Below are 21,574 nucleotides of genomic sequence, written 5' to 3'. Positions count from 1 at the left end.
CCCTTATTTAAATATTATCCAACATATGTTTAGCAAATGAACATGCTTTTTCTTCAATGTTTTCCACCCCATAGATTGCATTTGGGTCGTTAGCTGTTTCACAGATTGCGAAGTTAGGAGGAAGAAAGAAGCCTTTGTTTATATTAAGTGCTCCTATCAATTGTTTAGCAACAGAATCACTTCCAGAGTTTCCAGATACAACGATTCCGAAGATTTTTTTATTGTAGAATTTAATTTTCCTATACAGTACAGTCAATCTGTTTATTACTGCAGTGAGATTTGCAGCAAGAGTATCATTATAATTAGGTGCAAGCCAAACTATTACATCATTTTCTTCAATAGCAGGCAGTACCTCTTTCACCATTTGTCCACCATAGAAGCAGGAGTTACGTTCTCCGTAGTGAACACATAGCTGAAATAAACACCCTTTACAATCTAATACTTCACCGCTCTCAATCTGTACCTCGGTGATATCAACATTTTCACCCATTTCTATAAGATTATCTTTAACCATATTCCACAGAGCTACCGTATTTGATTTAATATTTGGACTAGAATATAGAAGTAGAATCTTACTTTTGTTTTTTTCTTTGGTTTTATATTTACTTAAACGTAAACCTTGCTTTTCGCATATGGAAAGGCATATTTCTTTCAAGGATTGATCAGGATAAACCTTTTGCCATGTGAGAAAATTATTAAGCGTGCTTGTTGCTTCAATTAGAGGATGACCAATAAAGGCGCCACCCATATTATTAATTAAAAAAGTTATATCCTGAGCAGCACGTTTTGTATAAAACTCACTCTTTGAATGAATTAATAGGGAACATACTGAACCTTTAAAAGATATATTATGTTCATCTAATTTCTTCAAAAATAAAATCATTTCACAGTCATATCCTAAAGAATCAAGCTCTAAGGCAAAAACAATTTTCTTATTTTCATAACTTTGAAGCAACCTGAATTCCTTAATTATTTCATAAGAAGAACCTTTTACAGTAGAATTAATCATAGAATTCAGCATGGAGGATGGGCTGCTATTAGGACATATTATATATAATTTATCCACTTTCACACCTGCCTTTCAAAATATCTATAAGTATTAATCAATATTTGGGTTAAATTCTCTTAAACTATTATATGTTTTCTTTAGGTTAGTATATAACTCATCATTTAAAGGAAGGCTTTCAAGTTCTAATAAACCATTGCTATTTCTATTTCTGCAGCCAAAGAAAGCACCATTAACAAAGTTTGTGCTGTAATGCCATTCGCCTCTTATATACGCTAGTAAGCTTAAGCTTCCAGAGGAAAGGGCAGGAGCTATAAAAGGTTTAAAACCAGTTTCACGTACAGCTAGATTAGCAGTTTTGGTTTTGAAAGTCAGTTCCTGTGATAAATCTTCATCATAATTCTCTATACTATTTGCAATAAATAATCCTTCACCATGAGGTCCATAGGCTCTTCCTTCAGTCATATAGTTACTTGTTTTTTCATCTTGTGATGCATAAAAGGCTGCTCGTGCATTCATAACACCAAGACCAAAGCCAGTAATTTGATCTGGAGCTAAGCCTTTTCCATCGAAGTTGCCGTCCTCATCAAGATTACTGTAGTATAATGCAGCTTTACATAGATGATCAACTGGATCAGATACTACTGCAAAGTAACCCTTAAAATTTGATTTTCTAGCAAGCTTAGCATAATGACTTATTACCTTAGCATTTCCACGATATTGAACCATTCGAACATCTTCTTTTTCATCTCCAATTTTAGGAACTCCAACAGAAACACAGAAAATGAACATATCGCAGTTAAATAAATCATCTTCAGTACATTTTTCAATTTTAACATTCATTTCTTGGAAAGAAGGAGAAGTGATTTGCCCACACTCATATAACCATCTTTGAATTTTATCCTCACCAAGATCAAATATTTTAATTTTTTCAATACAGTCATGACCTAGCAATCTAAGTCCCAATAATAAAGTTCCACCTACATCACCTAAACCTGAAAGGGTAAGTGTTAATTTATTAGGATTTTTCTTATGTAGAAGTTCAAACCATAATGGATTACTCATATTAAGAGCATAGGCATTACCAGCTTTAACAGCCTTAAGTACCCACTCAGGATACGCAATTTGATTTGTCACCTGTATATTAGAGTTTATTAAACCAAGGCTTTCATCTTTAGCTATATTTGATTCATTTAATTTATAAAAGATTCTATTTTCATCAAGCGAAGAATTTTTCACTAGGAACAAATTCTCGAAGGAGGAAGAAGCCACAGCCTCATCCCTCTCTTCCAATAAATCCAAGGAAAGTGGTTCCTCACTGATAAATGTGTTGTTATTATATTTATAATAAAATAATTTTTTAGTCATCATATTATCTCCCAGTTATATAATTTGTCTATTTTTTAAGAATGGAGCACGGAAACATAAATACAATATTTTATCAAAAGTAAAATTTCTAAATCTAAAGAACAATAAAAATTTAAATTTCACGGAGTGAAATATCAATCATTCTCAATTCTCAATTCTCAATTATCCATTTGTTTTTAACGCACGAAGTGGGTTTAGTTCCACGATTCCTCAAATCTATTTAACAGTTCAAAATCATTCTCAAGGTAATGTGAAGGACTTTGATGTAGCTCGTATTTTATACCATCACCTTTTTCAGGTATTCTTGGGACGTATAGCACCTCACCAAGATTTGATAATGTAAGGTTTCTTGAAGAATATTTATAGAATTCTCCTTCTATCACCTTCAGCATATTCATAGAATTATCAAGGCATACCTTGGAAAAATCGAATATGCTATTTTTTGACGTATCCCTTATGAAGAAAGGGAAAGTATATGGCAGAACCATATTTATTGAAGGTATAAGGTTTCTAGTAGGAGGATTTCCACGCCAAAGGGCATCCCCACCTAAGAATGGATATAGATTACTTTCGTTAAACCATATACGCAATCTAGGTATAAAGTAAACGCTTCTCACTTCTCTGTTCTGCATATCCATAAGATCTTTACCTCTACCTGAGAGTATACCAACTATTACATTTTTAATTTTTAAATTACATTTTTTCAATAATGGGTCTAAAGCTTGCATTCTATATCCTTTATGGAGTAGGTTATCTACAAGGATAACGTCTCTTTTAAAGGATTGAATCATCTTAACTTGATTCTCCATTGATAGATAATATGGGAACTCTACAATATTAAAAGACTTTGTATTAGGAGCAAAAAGCTTCTCAATATGCAGAGATTTTGTTACTGTGTTAGGAACCACATATCTATCAAGAATATCACCATAGGGAACACACATATCATCACCTAGTTTTCGAGGAACAGAAACCTCTGTAGGTACATTATTTTCTTCACAAATTAGCTTAATCAATGATTGAGACATCAACTCATGATCAAAAGATAATACTAGATTACCAGGATAAAGCTTTGTTAGTGAATTTAAAAGTGTATATCTGTTATCTTTTACTATGTTTTTAACTTTATTGTTGCTTCTGTAAGGTTCTTTAATAACCTTATCAATATCTAGGTTAATTACAATTGGGTTGCTCATATCAACAGATAAAACATTAACCTCAGGATTCTCGTGTGGTACTTCGATAAATCCGCTGAGTTTTAACCAATTTAATATTTCTTTATTTTTAGTAATATTTGAACTATCTTCAAAGATGGCATATTCATAATCTTTCGCAACTGCAAAGGCTAAAGTCTCAGATATTAAAGTTTGATAAAGATTAATAGAGGTTTCACTCTCATTAACATAAAGTCCATTTATATGAATGGTTCTTCCTTTAGCTTGTGATCTAAGATAGTTACAAATAGTAGTGTCATGTAATTCATTATAAAAATTTGTTGATCTTAGCCAGTAGAAGGTTGAAAAGGCTAAGATTTTATCAGTTAACTTATCTTTAAGAATAACCATCTTAGTGGATTCTTTATGACGAAAATCAAGTAAAAACTTAATAATATCTGAGTCATTCTTTCCTGTGAATTTTTGAGATATATTTTTTATATGTTTATCCTCTATATCTTCATGGTGAATAACATCAATCCATGAAGGATTAATAGAGAGTTTATTTAAAGGCTCTCTTTGATAGAAACCATTTTCATAAATATATCTTTCTGCTACAGGATTTATTAGCTTTGATATATCTCTGTTTTGATCGATACAGTTTCTTATCTGAGTAGAACTTATATCTCTGAATTTTGAAGATAAACTCAAAATTGATACATGATTTTTAATTGATTTTATTGCCTCATCCAGTTCCTTTCTCTTACCTCTAGTAAAAATAATATGAGGAAAGGTTTGGATTGAATATGGTAAAGGTTCTTTTTGGTAACTAGATGCATTTGTAATAACATCACTTCCTGCAACCATATGAACCTCTGAGTTAGGAAATAATCTTTTCAGCTTCTTAAGGTCAACAGGATTAGCTATATTAATTTGAATATCACCAGGGAATAAGAAAATATTAAGTTCCTCAGCAATAGACATATTTATAATCTTCTTTCTAAGAAGATTAGGTAGAGTTCTCTTAGACCAAGAAAATTCATCAACAGCAAGATAAACTTCAAAACCTTCATCACTTATGGCTCTAGCAATTTCCTTGTGACTTAAAGTGAAAGGATCAAATGTCCCTGGGAAAAATGCAATTTTTTTAGGTATTTCTATTTGTAAATTTCCTTTAGAGTGTGTAAAATCCGAAATAAATCTATATATATGGTTTAATGCTGCTGAATTTGACAGGAACAATAAACGATTCTCATTTGTTTGGGTAAGAAGAGTTAGGGTCTTTTTACCCATTAGAGTAAAGGTTCTTTCTTTATCCTCAAGAGTTAGATGTGAGGATGCAAAAATGTCCCTGCCTATAACTCCAATGGCAGCTTGATTAACCTTTGTACTATAATCACCAAGACCATTCATTAAAATTCCTAGCATATCATGAAGACGGTAATTATGATTCTTTGATGAATCTTTAAATCTTACTTTGTATTCAGGATAATATTTTAGTGCTATACCAATAGTTTTTAATATAAGAGTTTTAAGATTATTATTTGATTTCTTAATCTTTGATACCTGATCTTCAATAATCTCATTAAGTTCCTTTGGAGGAAGGTATAAAATAATTTGACCAAGGTACAAAGGAATATATTCTGTAAAATGTTGTCCTTCAATCTCAAGGGCTCTAAGAAGCTCAACAGCAATCTCATTTCGTTTTGAAAGAGAAAGGGCAGGCATGATCTTTAAAAGTGCAATTCCAGCTCTTGTTCGTACACTCTCAACTTCACTTACCTTAAGAATATTACAAAAATGCATTGCAGTTTGTAGAGAGTCGCTTGAGTTATCAAGAACATACTCAACTAAAAGATCAATCTGATTTTTCTTCACAATCCAATTTGTTGCACTTTTAAGATTGCTAAGGAATATATCACCAATTTTTTCTTTATCAAGGGTGCAGTATTCAGTGTATATATCCAATAGTTCAACAAGCTCAAGTTTAGAACAAATAGAGCGTATTAACATATTTTCAGCAGGAGATTTTATTGATTTATGAAGACTATTAATATATTCTTTAAGGCCTTCAATAAAGAAATTATTTGACATTTTATTAATCAATGTTTTACTGGTTTCAAGTGCTGAAATTCTTAAGCTGGAATTTTTCTTATTAAGCATATTAAGAACATAAGATAGTATAGCTTTAACACTCTCATCTTCATCATTCATAGGAATATACTTTGCAGCTTCAAGAAGGTATAGCTGACTTTCAATATTTGTTGATTTATTAATAACATAATAATGAGCTATAACATCTCGATATTTTTTTTCCATATTATCACGTGAATTCTTAAATAAAGAATTAATTGTTATTCTGGTACTGTAACCAATCCATTTTTTATGAATAGCAATGGATTGACGTTTTGGATGAACCATTAAATTAAGGTAGTATTTTAGAAGATCTACACTTTTACTTTCATTAAGAATAACTGAATCAGCAGGAATCTCTTTTCTATAATCTTCATCATAATAAGCTATAAGCATACCCATTATAGATGCACATTTTCGCCTAATATCATCCTCAGAATGTGTTAGTTGGCCAAATAGAAACTCTAGTGTTTGTTTTTTCTGTTCCTGTGTAAGATATGTACAATATTCCTTTATAGCTCTAAGGTATTCACGTAAATTTTTCCAATCTTTTTCACTTCTAGCTCTTTCAAGAACTAAATCAAGAGAATGGTTATCTCTTAAAAGGTGCATAAGGTTTATGTTGTGGTCTATTGCATTGAATTTTAATCCTTGAATTATATTCTTACCATGTAATAATGCATAATTAGGCATAGTGATTTTTGAAGAATATAGTGGTGTACAATTTAAGTCTGTTTCAATACCACTAGAACTTAAAAAATCTTCGAAATCTTTTAACTTGGCATAAACTTTGCGATATCTTTTTTCTTTAGCCTGATCAAGATTCTCTAATTTTTCAAGGATAACATTAAAGGAATCCTCAAGAGAGTATATATGCATTTTTCTACCTTTGTTTTTTACTCTGAAATCAGAATATATTAGGATTAAAGATTCAAGAGAAAGATTCTCAAGTTCAAGATCCCAGGTAGAATGATTTACTGCAATATTTCTTATAAAATTTATATTGTATTTTTTAAACCATACATCTGTATAGTAATAATGTAAATGGGGAACTCTTTTAAGCTCCATACCCTTACAGCCATATTTCCCAATATCGTGACCTGCAGCAGCTCCAGAAACTCTTCCAAGGTCGATAGGAAAATCCTTTGATTTAAGTTGATAAGCAATAAACATAGCTACATAATGAACTCCACAAATATGATCTAGAGTGTTATAGCCTTGATATTCTTGACTTAATTTCATCATTTCGTATATGTAATCGTTTTTAAATACTGTAAGAAATTTCTTATATTCCTCTTTGTACTCTAGAGAATTAATCTCCTCTGCTGTTAAGAAGGTTAATGGATAGTTACATTTAAAACTATCACACTTAGAATAACGCTCTACATCAGAGAGTATCCTTAATAATCTCAAATAGAGTTCACAGGAAATATCATATTCCTCAAATAATTCTGTCTGAACTGCAGATGGAAAGGATTTATTTAAAGTATAATTAAATAGATACTCAAGCCAATTTTCAGGAGGTGCAATAGGTGAAATATCATTCATCATACTTTCGCATAAAGAAAGAATATTTTTGCATGAATAACGTTTATTTTTAATTATGGTATTAAGATTTGATTTAAAAGTTATGCTTTTTATTCCACTTTCAATTATAGTTATATCAACATTGTTATTTTTAAGCCATTTAGAACTTGATAAAGAACGTTTGATTTTTTTGTAAATTATATCATATTGATTACTCAAAGTTTTCCTCCTATCTAAAACGTAATATACTTCTATTATATAATTTATCCAATATAGATTCCATATTCAAACTTAATTTATGCTTGTATTAAAATCACTACAGTTCAACGTGTTTTATTGTAAGTATAAATTGATAGTTGAATTGTTAACTATACAAACTAGTTCAACATATAAAATAAAAAAGACTCTCATACATATGTATAAGAGTCAAAATTGAAATTTTAAAGGATTTTAGTCTTCAGCATTCTTAAGGAAATCTTGAAAACCATATATGTACTGACTAATTTGAAAAAGATTTTCATAAGGATAACAATCTTTCATTGTAATCTTATCCTTTGGATATTTTCCATTCCATAAGTAAACAGTAAGAAAATTATCATTATATACATCAACAATATATTTTTCACCTTGAATTTTTATAATATATTTAAATAAAGGTTTTTTATTAGATAGTTCATAGTCTCCCTCAAAAGTATGGTTCTCAAAGGTTTTTAAAGATGAAATTACAGATTGTTTATGCTCATCTGGTAAGCTAATATGTTTGTAGTAATCAGTAATTAAGAGACTAATTTCAGCATTGTTCACAGTTTCATCTTCAATGATTAACTTAGAACATAAGCTATTTATGTAATAATTGTTTGACGGTTTTTCATAATGATGGTATACCTTAAAATATATAATTGATAAAAAACATAATAATATTATTGGTAAGAGTAAGATAGATTTTACTTTCAATATTAGTCCCTCCTTTTTCGTTACTTTAAACATATTCTTAATGTACATAAAATATTACTACCCTTAACAATAATTACATAGTAAATTTACAAATAAAAAAAAGGTTTTTTGAGATTTAATACGTATATAAAATATATGGACAAACTATACCTACGGAGGAACATTATGAAAAAAGCAATAAAGGGAATTTTTTTAGTTGCAGCATTGACCTTAAGTTTAAATAATTCAGTTAATGCAGCTGAAAATAAATTAATAAATAAGAATAAAATATGGAAAGTAACATTTTCTGATAATGTAGATATAAGTACTGTAGAAGGTAAAGTATACGTATCTGATGAGGAAGGCCATAAGATTTATTTAGATGGGGCAGTTGGAGAAAAGAGCAATGAAGCATTTTTTCTTCCACCTGAAAATGGTTATAAACCTGGAGAAAAATATCTATTACATATAGAAGCAGGTGTTTCATCTCAAAGTGGTACAAGATTAGGTGATAAGCACACTGTGAGTTTTACTGTTAAAGATGAACCTGAAATGCCAAAAGAAAGTTATGAGGCGGTAACAGTAAATATTATTCAATATGATAATAATAAGAATATTATACAAGTAAGTAACGGATATATGATAGATGATAAAATCATTGCAAAAATTGATTTGACATATAAAACTTCATGGATGGAGATAGGGTTTGAAAATGGGAACATGGAGAGAGTGAATAATATTATTAACTGGAACAATCAACATAAATTATTTACATTTAGATATAATGAGAAAGGATTTCTTAGCATACAGAGTAAAAATTCAGCTCATGTAAAATGGTTGACGGATAAATTAGATTTAGCTAATAATGAGATTATATATGATAATCTCATTGAAAAGGACTCCTTAACTCTAGCGGATATTAAAGGAAAATTATTCAAAGAAGGATCTCTTTTAGCAGTACAAAACTTAGCATCCCAATATTATTCTAGTGAAAAAGTTGGATTGAATACTCTCAATCTAGAAAAAATTTATCTGGAGAAAGATAGTCAAGGAAAAAAAATAAATACATATTTAGCATTTGATAATAAAAACTCCAAAGAGATATTAAGAGCATTTGAGAAGGCTGGGAAAGATTTCAATGGAATAAAGGAATGGGTTGCAAGAATAAATAATTATGTTAAAAACAATTACTTAGAATATACAGTAGAAGGAAAAGTAATGTTAACTCTAGATGAACAAGATATTATGCAATACTTTAATTCAGAGAATATTTATTATGATGGAAGAAGTGGATATTATTATCCTAAAGAACCTTTCATCACCCATATTAATATTAATTCTGAGGATTACTTCATTATAAGGAAATAAAAAGATTTCATTAATATTTGTTCTTTGAAACTAAATCTTACTTTTGAATTTCTTGAAGTATGATAAATTTTCAATTAAGAAATCTATAACATATTTTGAGTAACCTTTTAATGAATTCTTAAATATAATGATAAGAGAATTCAAAATGGAGGATACTCATGAAAATTAGTAAGATAGTTATAAAAGATATTGAAATAGTTCTTAGTGATGAGGAAATCCAAGAAGAGCAGATTCATGAACAACATGAACATAAGTGTCAATGTTCAAAAGGAGAAGACAATTTCCTTAATTCATTGAGCAGCGTAATTGAAGTTTTCGGCGAAACAATCACAGATTACTTAAAAAATGAGCTTAGTGGTAAAAAAAAGCCTAATGAAGATGAAGTAAAAAAAAACATGAATGATATAGAGCCCGAAACTGCTAAAGTTCAGGAAAAACCAATAAAAAATGAAGTGGATACTAAAATAATCCTTGAAAAACCTGAACTAAAAGAGGTTAAAGAGGAAAAGGTTGAAGAGAAGAAGGTTGAAGAAGTGAAGAAAGAACAACAACCTGAAAAGAAAGAAAATGCTTACGAAAAGAAATTAGATGAGCAGAGAAAGAAGCTTCTTAAAAATCTTAATCCTTCAAGTGATCTTAATGATTTTATAAATAAGATACTTAATAATATGCCAGATAAATAAATCATAATTGAGAATGGAGAATTGAGAATTGAGAATTGAGAATGATTGACATTTCACTCTGTGAAATTTTAATTATATTATTGGAGGAGCAAGAAGAGGTAATATGTTCAAACTTCTATTAAAACTTATACTTGAACTCAATATATCTCCATTGATAGGAACAGTAAAAAAAGATTTTTTGAGAACAAGAGTTGGTTACAATTGTAGCCAACTTTTTTTATTCTTTATGAAATTGAAAAATTCCGTAAAGAAATTATCACATGTAACGCGTGTTTTTAGTTAAAATCTTTAATTATTAGTAAAGAAGAAAGAACGTAGTTTTTGATAATAGATTAGGTATGCTGTTAAAGGTATACTAATGCAAAGATAGTTATTTAATAAAATGAATGGGTTGTCTCAAATGATTAATTAATAATTTGAGATAATCCTTTATTTTTTTACAATGTAGCTTCTCAAGTAAGTGAGAAGCTTTCTTCGTTTTCAACTTTCAGTTTTTCGTTTTCAATTTGTTTTTATTTTTTGAGTAGATTATCATACTAAAGTATGATAAAATACTTATGTATTTCGGAAGGCGAAATAAAGTTAAGGGGGAGTGTATAATGACTAATTTAAGTATTAAGGATATGAAAAAGAGTAAAAATGTAAGAGAAAAGAATCTAAGAAATTTTATTCTGTATGGTATATTCTTAACAATATCAATGAATCTTTTTAATCCCTTCATTGGTAAGTATTTGTACAGACTTGGTGGGACAGATTATCATATCACTTTATATAAGTCACTTCCAGGTATAATTGCAGTTATAACAACACTTCCAGGATTGTTTTTTATAAACAGATCAAAGAATAAGAAAAAAATGATGATGAGATTTATATTTGCCAGTAGGTTTATTGTATTTCTTATGGCGGCAATACCTTTTTTACCAAAAGAGGTACAACCGATATCTTTAGTAATAATAATTACTCTTAGATATTTGCCGGAATCTATAGGGAACACAGCTGTTCAAAGTTTTACAGGGGATGTATTTAATAATAAGGATAGAGCCACGGCAATATCATCAAAAAATAGGTATTCTGTAATTGCACAGCTTGCAGTTTCTATGGTAATGTTAGTTCTACTAAGAATACTGCCTGATGATGGAAAAACTATGATTTTGCTTTATCAAGTACTATTCTGTATTTCTTTTGGGATTGCAATATTTGAGATTATATCATTTAGTAATCTTAAGGAATTGGAAAATAATGAAGAATTTAATAATAGTAATTTAAATAATAATAATAGAATGAGTCTTAAGGCTTTTATTAGAACTTACTTAAAAGTTGATAATAAAAATAGAAACTTTTATATTTTTGCAGTCTGTTCTCTTATATTTCATTTTGGATGGCAGATGGGATGGCCTTTATTTGAGATATATCAATTGAAATTTTTAGGGGCTACTGAGATATGGCTTATTGTATTTGGTGTAATATCCAGTGTTGTAATGTTCTTTGGATATAAGTTCTGGAATAAACAGATTCATATTCATGGAAATAATAGAATAATTGCTATTGCAACATGTGGTATGGCTGCAACACCAGCTTTGTTTGCGTTATCTCGAAACCTGTATGTTCTAGCAGGAGCTAATATTATAACAGGATTCTTTACATCTGGAACAGTAACAGTTATTTTAAGTACAATGTTAGAGGCTGCACCAGAAGAAAATAGACTAATATATATTGGTATTCATGCTACATTAACAAGTATTACATTAGCCATAGCACCTCATATTGGAAACTTTTTTTATGATACTTTCAGTATTTATATAGCTTTATTTATTTGTTCAGGGTTTAGACTTATAGGAAGCTTAAGTTTCTTTATAAGAAATAAAAATATGAGTAATGCTGACTAATAATAAGCGTGATTTAATGGTTTTGTAAGAAGTGCTAGAATATGTTATGATATATCCACGAAAGGAGATATTAACATATGAATAATGAAATAGTAATTTACTGCGATAGTTCATGTGATTTAACAATTCAGGAATACAAAGATTTGGATGTTAAATTAATTCCGCTAATAACTACAGTTAAGGGTAAAGACTACTTAGATAGAGTTGATTTAGAGCCAAAAGAATTCTATGAGATGCTGAAAGAGGATGGTGTTGTTCCAAAAACAACAATGATAAATCCACAAAGATTTGTAGAAGAATTTAAAGAAGATATGGAAAAACAGAAGAAGATTATTTTTTTATCAATATCTAGCGGCATAAGCAGCAGTTATAATTCAGCTGTTGTTGCAAAAGAAATGACTGATTATAAAGACCTATATATTATAGATTCTTTAGGAGCGTCTGTTGGAGCTGGATTATTACTAAGAAAAACTGCTGAGATGAGAAATAATAACAAAACTGTAGAAGAAATTATTGAAGAAATTACATTCATGAAAAATAAAATGGAATATCTTTTCTGTCCAGGTTCCTTGGAAATGCTGAAAAGAGGAGGAAGGATATCCTCCACTAAAGCAGCCATCGGAACTATTCTGAACATTAAACCTATTTGCCATTTTGACAAAGGCTATATAAAGATGTTCTCCAAAGTAAGAGGACAAAAAGCACTTATAAAATTTTATATTAATTATTTAAAAGAGAATGGGTATAATTCAGATTATAGATTTGCAATAGGACACGCTAATAATATGAAGCTTGTCAACGCTTTAAAAGAAGCTCTTAATAAAAATTTTGGAATAGATAATATAATAGTTGGAGATATTGGAGCAGTTATAGGAAGCCATACAGGCGAAGGAACTGTTACATTAAGTTTCGTTGGAAAATAATATTTGGCACGCACGGCGTGCCCTTTTTTATTGAATAAATTTATAAAATCGTAGTTGAGAGTTGAAAGTTGAAAACGGAAAACGATGGATATTTCACTCTGTGAAATTTAAATTATATTGTTCCCTGGACAATGATAGTTTACTCGTTTCATTTATATGAAACATTGTAGTTAAAATACAATATTTTATCCAAGATAAAATGAGTAAAAAACTATTGTTCCAAAGAACAATAAGATATAGTTTCTGACCTTAGTCAGAAGCATCCATCATTATACATTATCAATTATACATTATACATTTGTTTCAGTTTTCTTTTCATTATGAATTTCTCATGAATGTTTACACTTATTTTTACAAAGAGTATATTTAAAGGGTTTGTTAAATCATTGTAAAACTGGTAGTATTATTATATAATCTCAATAGAGATTTACTTTAATTCAACGTAGGGAAGGGAGTTAAATATGGAAAAAAAGAGAGTAAGGATTTTATCATTGAGAGAAATGTTTGATAAAATTTTTGATATTCATAGGAAGACAATTGGGTCTTCATTGCCATATATCATTATAATGCAGATTATTATGGGTATTGGAATTTTTTTATGTACACTTGTATTGATAGTGCCATTTATTTCAATGAGCGTTGTAATGGATGATGTTTCAGGGTTAAGTTTCTTTCTAATAATTTTAATAATAGGGATAATTTTATTAACTTTTTTTAGTAAGAATCTTCTTACAGCTGGTCTTATGAAAATCGGATCTGATGGATATTTTGGCAATAGGACAAAGTTTAGTAATGGAATTAGTTTTGCTTTCAGCAAGTTTGGAAAAATGATGGGAGTATCTTTTGCAGAGGCAATTATATTGGGATTATGGTTAGTTCCTGTATTTATTATGTTTTATTTATTTGGACTAAATGACTTATTTAAAGGGTCTTATTTGGTATATGAAGGAGTAGATAGTCTTAATAATCCTAAATTTATTATTGGGTCTATGATATTTCTTGCGATAATTGCTGGAATTATAATCTTGGTATTCAGTACATTGTACGCACTTGTGGTTCCAGTTGCAATTTATGAAAATCTTGGGATGTTTAAGGCTATGAAAAGAAGCCGTAAGTTAGTTATAGACTATTTTTGGGGAGTTATGGGGAAAAAACTTCTTCTTGGTTTAGTTGTTCAAGGGGTGAGTTCTTCTCTAATCAGCATACTAGGGATAATTGGTGCTGTAGCAATGTTTTTATTGAGAAATTCTATGACATCTGAGGGTATTATGAATCTTGCACTTGTTACTGGAAATCTTTTGAGATATCCTGTACAGCTGTTGTTAGCAAGCTGTATAACACCAATAACATCACTGTTTGTATTAGTGCTTTATTATAATCTAAAATTCAAAAAAGAAGGATATGATTTTGAGGTAAATATTTTCTTCATGGATAAAGAAAAAGGAAGTATTGAAAATGTTCAGTAATGTGATGATATATTTAAGTGATAAAGAAGCTTTTAATAAGGCAATGGAAAAGGTAATCAATAGTTATGAACATAGAGGTTTAAGATTTAATCCTATTAATTGGATCAAGGATATTTTAACTAAAATAATTGAAAAGATTGTAAAGCTAATTATAGATAGAAGACTGTTAGGAATCCAAAGCTCAGAGAGTGCAAAAGGTGTATCAATAGCTTTAATCAGTATAGCTACTATCATTATAATACTTCTGGGGATATTAGTTATATATAAGATGAGAAAGAGAAAAAAAGGAGATATTGATATACAATCCATACTTGGAGAAGAAATTGATGAGAACACTACCTATAATACTCTAAAAGGAAAAGTAAAAGAATATGAAACACAAGGAGAATTTAGGCAAGCAGTTCGAATAATGTTCATAGCATTAATATTTAAAATGCACGAAGAAGATATGCTTACCTTGGAAGAGTGTAAAACCAGTAAAGAAATATATGAAAGTTTAAAGAAAAGCAATGTGAAATTTATTGATGAATTTAAGGAACTATCTAATATGTTCAATGAAGTTTGGTATGGGTACAAGATAAATGAGGAAAGATACTCAAAATGGAGAGTACTTGGAGAAAAAATTGAGAATGGGGTAGAGTTATATGAAAAGGAAAAAGAGTAGAGAATATTGGACTTTAATTATACTCATACCAGTGTTTCTGATTTTAGTTTTTTTCTTTGGAAAGGTAAGCGGTGAAGGCGGGATAAGATATTCAGCCTTTAACAGAGGCAGGAGTGGAAGCAGTGTATTCTATAAAACATTAAAAGCTTTAGATATGGACGTTCTCTATACTATAGAGGATATTGAAACAAATACCTCAAGTAATCAGCTTGTATTTTATGATGTGCAAAAAATGCAGTACTATCCTGTATTAGATGAAGGCTTTTATAAGAGGTTCATTGAGGAAAAATTGGTGTTCACATTGGCTGCTGAAGATATAGATATGTATGTTGAAGAGTTTGAGAGTAAAAATCATATTTCATGGGATGAAGAAGAAACATTTGAAATAGATGATAAGACCAAGGCATATAGATTCAAAAAAGGTAAAGGGGAAATAATCTTTATTGAAGCTAGAGCACTTCTAAATATGTTTCTATTAGAGAATAAAGATGGTGCATACTGGTTATATGAGAGAATAAATAAAAATGACCAAGGTATCTCCTTTAATGAAAAGGGATTAATGGGAGTTGGCGCAGAAAGAAATCTATGGACCGATTTGCCAGCTAATATAAAAATAATATGCATTCAAATTCTATTGGTACTCATTGCCTACATGATATTAAAGGGTAGAAGGTTTGGTAAAGGAGTTCCTTATGTTGAGGAATTGGAAAGAGTAGAGAATGAGTATGTTATTTCTTGTGCAGGAATCTTTCAGAAGAATAAAAATTGGGATATTGTTTATGAGGGATATTATAGAAACTTCATTCAGAATGCCCTTGGATATTTTGGAAAGGGAAGAGAAGGTAACCTAGAGGGGATTTTTGATTTATGGCACATGAAAGGAATAGAAGGAGAAGAGAAAGTTAAGAAATTAATTAATCTGAATAAAGAGATAAGAAATTTCACAAATAAAGATATTAAAAAGAATAAAAAGAAATATGTTGAAGCAATAAACATATTAGAAAAATTAAACTTCATCATTGATAGAAGGAGAGAAGAAGTATGGAAAAGATAAGACACAATGAGATATTAGATAAGATAAGAGGGGAACTATCAAAGGCTATAGTTGAACAGGAGAAGGTTGTGGAGCTTGTTATCACAGCATTATTATGTAATGGGCATGTTCTCTTAGAAGGGGTTCCAGGACTAGCTAAAACATTAACAATAAAAGCACTTGGGAAAACTATGGGATTGAACTTTAAAAGAATTCAGTTTACTCCTGATCTAATGCCATCTGATGTAACTGGTACAAATATATATAATGTTAGTAAAAAAGAGTTTGAAATGGTTAAGGGACCTGTATTTACAAATCTTCTTTTAGGTGATGAGATAAATAGAACTCCTCCTAAAACTCAATCAGGATTGCTTGAGGCCATGGAAGAAGGGGCAGTAACTATAGAAGGAAAAACAGAAATTCTTCAAAAGCCATTTATTGTTTTTGCTACTCAGAATCCTATTGAATATGAAGGTACATATCCACTTCCAGAAGCGTTATTAGATAGATTCTTGTTTAAGATTAAGGTAGACTATTTGTCAGAGAATGGTGAGGTTGAAATCCTTAAGCGATATCATAAAGGTTTCAAAAGTGTAGACCTTGATAAAGCAGGCATTGAGGAGATTTGTACAAGAGAAGAGGTTTTAGAACTTCAAAAGAGTGTTGAAAGTATTAAGGTGGAAGAAAGCTTGTTTGAGTATATTGTGAAGATTGTTAAAGCAACAAGAGAAAGTGGATATATAGAAATGGGAAGCAGCCCAAGAGGTGCTATAGCTCTGCTTCAAGCAAGCAAAGCTTACGCTCTTATTCAAAACAGAGATTATGTTATTCCAGAGGATATTAAATATGTGGCATACCCTGTATTAAGACATAGAATTATAGTTAAAGCTGAATATGAGATGGAAGGTATGACATCTGAAGCGGTGATAGAAAATATTCTTTCTTCCGTTAAAGTTCCAAGATAGAGAGTGGGGATTCTATGATTATTACTAAAAGATTTGTGTTAATCGAAGGTATAATTGCAGTTACGTTATTTTTACTCTCATTTGCTATAGATGTGGTAGGGCTTTTCTTAATATTAAATGTATTGCTTATAATAGCCTATGTTATTGATTATGCCATATCAAACACTATTGGAGATCTTGCAATTGAAAGAGTAGGAAGAGATAAGCTTTCAATATATGAGGAAGAGAAGATTGAATTTGCTGTTGAGAATAAATTAAAAACAGATCTCTTTGTGGAGTTAAAAGGAGAGAAATTAAAGCCTTACTTTACATGTGAAAGTTCCTATATGTCTGGGAGATTAAAGGGAAGAGAAAGACGCACCTTTAATTATGTTGTAATACCACAGAAAAGAGGTGCATATACCTTTTCGAACCTGTCAATCAGAATAACAGGAAAGCTTGGGCTTTGTAAAAAACAATATAATCTTCAGATGGAAAGAGAATATAAGGTTTATCCTAATCTTAAGGACATGAGAAGATATAGAATAATGGCAATGAACAATAAAAACTTCAAAGGTGGAAAGAGACCACTGCGAGTAATTGGGCAGGGAAGAGAGTTTGATAGCTTAAGAGAGTATGTTTCTGGAGATGAATATAGAAAGATAAATTGGAAGGCTACAGCTAGAGAGAATAAACCTATAATGAATCAATATGATATTGAGAAGAATCAAAATGTCTATATTATGATTGATTGTGGAAGACCTATGAGTTACACCATAAGAGGATATAACAAACTAGAACTGGCTTTGAATTCAGGCTTGCTCCTTGTGGATATTGCTAACTCAAAAGGAGATAAAACAGGAGTATTAACCTTCAATAAATCTGTTGAGAGTTTTGTTCAAGCAGGAAAAGGAAGTGCCCATAGAAATAAGATAATGGACACCTTATATCACATTGAGGCTACAAGAGATACTTCAAATTATGAAGAAGCCTTTTTATTTATGAAAAATAAAGAAAAGAGAAGAAGCTTAATAGTTCTTTATACAGATTTTAATTTGCTGCAAGAAGGTGAGTATATGATGAAAAGACTTTCCATTCTTGCTAAAAGAAATATAGTTATGGTTATAACCATGAAAGATGAGAAATTACACAGCTTTAAAAACATGAAAGCTAAGAGTAATAAAGATATATTCACAAAAGGAACTGCACTAGAGTTCATAAAAGAAAGAGAAGCTACTATCAAGAAACTGAATTCAAGAGGAATAATATGCATGGAATGTGAAGTTGATTCCTTAAATATGGATGTTATCAATAGATATATCCAGATAAAGGATAGAGGAGTTCTTTAGAAGAAATTGAGAATTGAGAGTTGAGAATTGAGAATGATGGATGTTTCTGACATTCGTCAGAAACTACATTTTATTGTTCTTTGGACAATGGGAGTGCACTCGTTTCATGGGGATGAAACATTGTAGGTTTTATGAAATATTTTGTTTTAAGGTTGAGTGAGGTGATATTGTGGGGGTTGATGAAGCTGTGAATGATATTATGAATAAAATTGCAATTTTTAGCTTTATATCTTTAATTATTAATTTAGTTCTTCTAGGGGTTGGTGTTTATATTATTTACCTTGTGATTAAGGCGTTAAGGATTTATATTAGGAAAAATTCTTAGATTTAATAAATAGATCTTAGAAATGATATGTGTTTTTTAATATAGGCAATAGGAGATTAATATGGAATTAAGAAATGAAAAATCAAAAATTTATATTTTAGGATGTAGTTTTTTGCGTGCAGCTGTATTTGGCTTAGCATTGATTTATTTTATTAATCGAAGCAATAGGGAATTAGCAAAAAAACTTTTTGTCATACAGCAAATCTCATTAGGTCTCTTTTTTATATTATCAGGAATTAGAAAGGTGTCTGCCCAAAAAGATAAAAAGGGTTATTTTGATTGCTTTTTGGGAGCAGCTATACTTATGGCTCATTTAATTCATTTGAGTTTAACATTTAGTTAGATATATTGTTAGCATATAAATCTTTGTAACATAGCTCTCTTTTTTAAAAAGATGTTGAAAAGTATCCAAGCTTTGTGGAAGATTAAGGTAATAAATACATAAAAAGTTTTCAACAATATTTTAAAAAAGAGAGTTATCTTGTGGAGTTAATAAGGGGTGATACCATGAAAAAAAGTGAGATTAAGGGATTAGTTAAAAGCTCCATGGAAAATATTAATGTTATTAATGCATATTTTAGATTTGATACAAGCTATGTAAATTTAATTCCACTGAGTTTAAATGATAAACTGTTTCTTGTAATTAATGAATATGATTTCATTTTTAATGGATATAGCATATATAGGTTTAAAGACTTGATAAAAGTAAAGACAAAGAATGATATGTGCGATAAAATTCTGAAAAGCGAGGGATTAACATCAAACATTATTGTACCTGATATTGACATTTCATGCTGGAAATCTGTTTTTGAAAGCATAAAGAAGATGAACAGAAACATAATTGTTGAAAAGCAAACTATTGATGGTGAGGATTCAGAATTCATTATTGGAAGGATTGAAAAAATTTATAAAAATTTCGCTTATGTATGGCATTTTGATGCTGATGGTATATGGGGTGAAAGTCCCTTAAAGATTCCATATTCACAAATAACAAATATAACTTTTGGAAGCAGATATGTAGATACATTTTCAAAATACATAGATGAGCCACCCTTTATTGAGTAAGATTAATTTTGTATTATAAATATTTTTATAATAGCTCTCTTTTTTAAAAAGATGTTGAAAAGTATCTAAGTTCTGTGGAATATTAAGGGATTAAATACAAAAAAAGTTTTCAACAATATTTTAAAAAAGAGAGATATGTTAAAAAATTAATAATTGCATTAGGAGAAAAAAATGACAAATAGAATATATTTTGATAAATTTCTTACTGAGGATGACTTTAAATACTTTTTAAGTTTATCTTCAAATGAAAAAGTAATGGTAATGAATTTTGGGAGAGTATTTACCTTAGAAGAATCTAAAAGCTTTTACAAAAAAATATGCTAGTTTAGCGAGTGGAGATAGAATTATGAAAAAGAATAGAGATAAGATAGTACTATTTTTATGTTTATTGTTAATTGCAAGTCTAGGTCTTATATGCAATAAAGTCTACAATGCAGGAAAGGAAGCTGGTTATAAGCAGAGAATGGAGGAATACCGAGAAAGATAGTTATTAATATTTTATGGAATTAAGGGTGAGTACGTATGGAATTAATTATTAAGTTAGCAATAGGAGCAATTATCTTATTTTATGTAATTTATATTGCTGTAAAAATCGCTGTAAAAGAAGCATTAGGTGAATTTAAAAGAGAGGTAGTTAAGGAACTTCATACTATAAAAAATAGAGAAAGATAAAAAAGCTTCTGCCATAAAGCAGAAGCATTCATAATTACCTATTTGTTTTTTTTCTTAAGAGTCGGTTGTAAAAAGTATAAGCCTAAAACTACAGCTGTCATTAACGCAAAAATCAGTTTAGCTTGTGGTGATATTTTTAATGGTGTGAAGAAGCCTTCAATAATGCCTGCTATCACCAATAAGAAGCATACTCCACCTAAGAGAGAGGCTCCTTGGATACAACCTTTAATTATGGAATCTTTTCTTTTAAGATCACCAGGGTTGATTATTGATTTTCCAATTATCAAGCCGGCACCACCAGCTATGAAGATAGCTGTTAGTTCAATTACTCCATGAGGAAGTATCAGAGACCAGAAAACTAAATTGTTATTTTGCATGAAAACAAGTGAAGCTAGAGCACCAAGCAGAGCACCGTTCATAAAGAGTACATAGATTGTACCTAAACCAAGGGTTATGCCAAATACAAAGGCTTTGAAGGATACGGTTATGTTATTTAGCATAATAAAGCTGGACATCATAGGGGCATTCCACTCAGCACCGCTGCCAAGGTCCTGTGATGCCGATTCTACATATGCAGCTGGTAAAAAATATAAGGCTGAGGATTTATCGAAATAAACCATTAGGAAACTTATTATAAAGCCTAATAAGAAAATAAATGTTGATATAAAAATCATTTTTCTATGTTCTTTAAGTAGAGCTGGAAACTTTCTTGTGAAATATTGGAGTAGCTCTTTAAAAGAACTTCTTTTTACAGAGTAAATATAATTATGGGATCTACCAATTAGTGAATTCAAGTATGTAGTTAATTCACATGAGCCATAATGTGTTTTTGAATATGAAAGGTTATGGCTTGTTAATCTAAAAAGATGAAGAAAGTTTTTAACCTCTTGGGAATCAAGAGATTTGAATCCTTTTTTCTGTATCTTTTCAGTAAGCATTGATAGTTTATCCCAATCAGGTTTATGTATATTAATAAAATTCTCTTTTTTCATATAGGGTCACCTCATTTATGAATGTTGGATATGTTTTAATCATATCCATTGTAACAAAATATGGCTTAATAAACAAATAATTC

Annotated in this window: 20 protein-coding genes; 15 read left to right on the top strand and 5 right to left on the bottom strand. The window is 29.9% G+C overall.

From position 1 onward, the window contains the following. Window positions 1-7: 7 nt before the first annotated feature. From OW730_RS20170 to OW730_RS20155, 4 genes are all read right to left on the bottom strand, one after another. On the bottom strand, window positions 8-1,066 hold the full coding sequence (locus OW730_RS20170) for a flavodoxin family protein (protein WP_271225847.1): 1,059 nt from the start codon (window positions 1,064-1,066) through the stop codon (window positions 8-10). A gap of 33 nt (window positions 1,067-1,099) precedes the next feature. Further along, the gene (locus tag OW730_RS20165; RefSeq protein ID WP_271225846.1) at window positions 1,100-2,374 is read right to left on the bottom strand and encodes a lactate/malate family dehydrogenase; all 1,275 of its coding nucleotides are present in this window, start codon (window positions 2,372-2,374) and stop codon (window positions 1,100-1,102) included. A gap of 194 nt (window positions 2,375-2,568) precedes the next feature. Further along, window positions 2,569-7,407, bottom strand: a complete 4,839-nt coding sequence (locus tag OW730_RS20160) for a nicotinate-nicotinamide nucleotide adenylyltransferase (protein ID WP_271225845.1) — start codon at window positions 7,405-7,407, stop codon at window positions 2,569-2,571. Between the two features lie 231 nt (window positions 7,408-7,638). Then, window positions 7,639-8,142 carry a DUF4883 family protein gene (locus OW730_RS20155; RefSeq protein WP_271225844.1) on the bottom strand — a complete coding sequence of 168 codons (504 nt, stop codon included), beginning with the start codon at window positions 8,140-8,142 and terminating at the stop codon, window positions 7,639-7,641. Window positions 8,143-8,307: 165 nt separating this feature from the next. Between OW730_RS20155 and OW730_RS20150 the strand changes: the two genes are divergently transcribed. From OW730_RS20150 to OW730_RS20080, 15 genes are all read left to right on the top strand, one after another. After that, window positions 8,308-9,489: an Ig-like domain-containing protein gene (locus tag OW730_RS20150; RefSeq protein WP_271225843.1), complete on the top strand. Its 1,182-nt coding sequence runs from the start codon at window positions 8,308-8,310 to the stop codon at window positions 9,487-9,489. Between the two features lie 158 nt (window positions 9,490-9,647). After that, the gene (locus tag OW730_RS20145; RefSeq protein ID WP_271225842.1) at window positions 9,648-10,172 is read left to right on the top strand and encodes a hypothetical protein; all 525 of its coding nucleotides are present in this window, start codon (window positions 9,648-9,650) and stop codon (window positions 10,170-10,172) included. A 599-nt stretch (window positions 10,173-10,771) separates the two neighbouring features. Beyond that, window positions 10,772-12,058 carry an MFS transporter gene (locus OW730_RS20140; RefSeq protein ID WP_271225841.1) on the top strand — a complete coding sequence of 429 codons (1,287 nt, stop codon included), beginning with the start codon at window positions 10,772-10,774 and terminating at the stop codon, window positions 12,056-12,058. A gap of 77 nt (window positions 12,059-12,135) precedes the next feature. After that, the gene (locus OW730_RS20135) at window positions 12,136-12,981 is read left to right on the top strand and encodes a DegV family protein (RefSeq protein WP_271225840.1); all 846 of its coding nucleotides are present in this window, start codon (window positions 12,136-12,138) and stop codon (window positions 12,979-12,981) included. 461 nt (window positions 12,982-13,442) lie between these two features. After that, a complete protein-coding gene (locus OW730_RS20130) occupies window positions 13,443-14,447 on the top strand; it encodes a hypothetical protein (protein WP_271225839.1) in 1,005 nt (334 codons plus the stop codon). Window positions 14,448-14,451: 4 nt separating this feature from the next. Next, window positions 14,452-15,111, top strand: a complete 660-nt coding sequence (locus tag OW730_RS20125) for a hypothetical protein (protein ID WP_271225838.1) — start codon at window positions 14,452-14,454, stop codon at window positions 15,109-15,111. Further along, entirely contained in the window at window positions 15,092-16,165 is a 1,074-nt protein-coding gene (locus OW730_RS20120; protein ID WP_271225837.1) for a hypothetical protein, read from the top strand. The genes OW730_RS20125 and OW730_RS20120 overlap by 20 nt, the downstream gene beginning before the upstream one ends. Next, window positions 16,153-17,109, top strand: coding sequence for an AAA family ATPase (locus tag OW730_RS20115; RefSeq protein WP_271225836.1), 957 nt, complete (start codon window positions 16,153-16,155; stop codon window positions 17,107-17,109). Before OW730_RS20120 ends, OW730_RS20115 begins: the two co-directional genes overlap by 13 nt. 14 nt (window positions 17,110-17,123) lie before the next feature. Further along, window positions 17,124-18,437, top strand: coding sequence for a DUF58 domain-containing protein (locus OW730_RS20110; protein WP_271225835.1), 1,314 nt, complete (start codon window positions 17,124-17,126; stop codon window positions 18,435-18,437). Window positions 18,438-18,606: 169 nt separating this feature from the next. Then, on the top strand, window positions 18,607-18,762 hold the full coding sequence (locus OW730_RS20105) for a hypothetical protein (RefSeq protein WP_271225834.1): 156 nt from the start codon (window positions 18,607-18,609) through the stop codon (window positions 18,760-18,762). 61 nt (window positions 18,763-18,823) lie between these two features. Further along, on the top strand, window positions 18,824-19,105 hold the full coding sequence (locus OW730_RS20100) for a hypothetical protein (protein ID WP_271225833.1): 282 nt from the start codon (window positions 18,824-18,826) through the stop codon (window positions 19,103-19,105). 164 nt (window positions 19,106-19,269) lie between these two features. Then, window positions 19,270-19,827 (top strand): hypothetical protein, encoded by a 558-nt coding sequence (locus OW730_RS20095; protein ID WP_271225832.1) that lies wholly within the window; start codon window positions 19,270-19,272, stop codon window positions 19,825-19,827. Window positions 19,828-19,998: 171 nt separating this feature from the next. Further along, a complete protein-coding gene (locus OW730_RS20090; RefSeq protein WP_271225831.1) occupies window positions 19,999-20,151 on the top strand; it encodes a hypothetical protein in 153 nt (50 codons plus the stop codon). A 22-nt stretch (window positions 20,152-20,173) separates the two neighbouring features. Continuing rightward, complete coding sequence (locus OW730_RS20085; protein WP_271225830.1) at window positions 20,174-20,314, top strand: hypothetical protein; 141 nt, start codon at window positions 20,174-20,176, stop codon at window positions 20,312-20,314. A 35-nt stretch (window positions 20,315-20,349) separates the two neighbouring features. After that, window positions 20,350-20,499: a hypothetical protein gene (locus tag OW730_RS20080; RefSeq protein WP_271225829.1), complete on the top strand. Its 150-nt coding sequence runs from the start codon at window positions 20,350-20,352 to the stop codon at window positions 20,497-20,499. 38 nt (window positions 20,500-20,537) lie between these two features. On the opposite strand, the gene OW730_RS20075 is transcribed toward OW730_RS20080, so the two are convergent. After that, on the bottom strand, window positions 20,538-21,491 hold the full coding sequence (locus OW730_RS20075) for a stage II sporulation protein M (protein ID WP_271225828.1): 954 nt from the start codon (window positions 21,489-21,491) through the stop codon (window positions 20,538-20,540). Between the last annotated feature and the right edge of the window lie 83 nt (window positions 21,492-21,574).

Source organism: Oceanirhabdus sp. W0125-5 (genome assembly GCF_027938815.1).
Lineage (GTDB): Bacteria > Bacillota > Clostridia > Clostridiales > Clostridiaceae > Oceanirhabdus.
The sequence above is the reverse complement of the archived record's forward strand: the minus strand, read 5'-3'. Positions and strand labels throughout refer to the sequence as shown.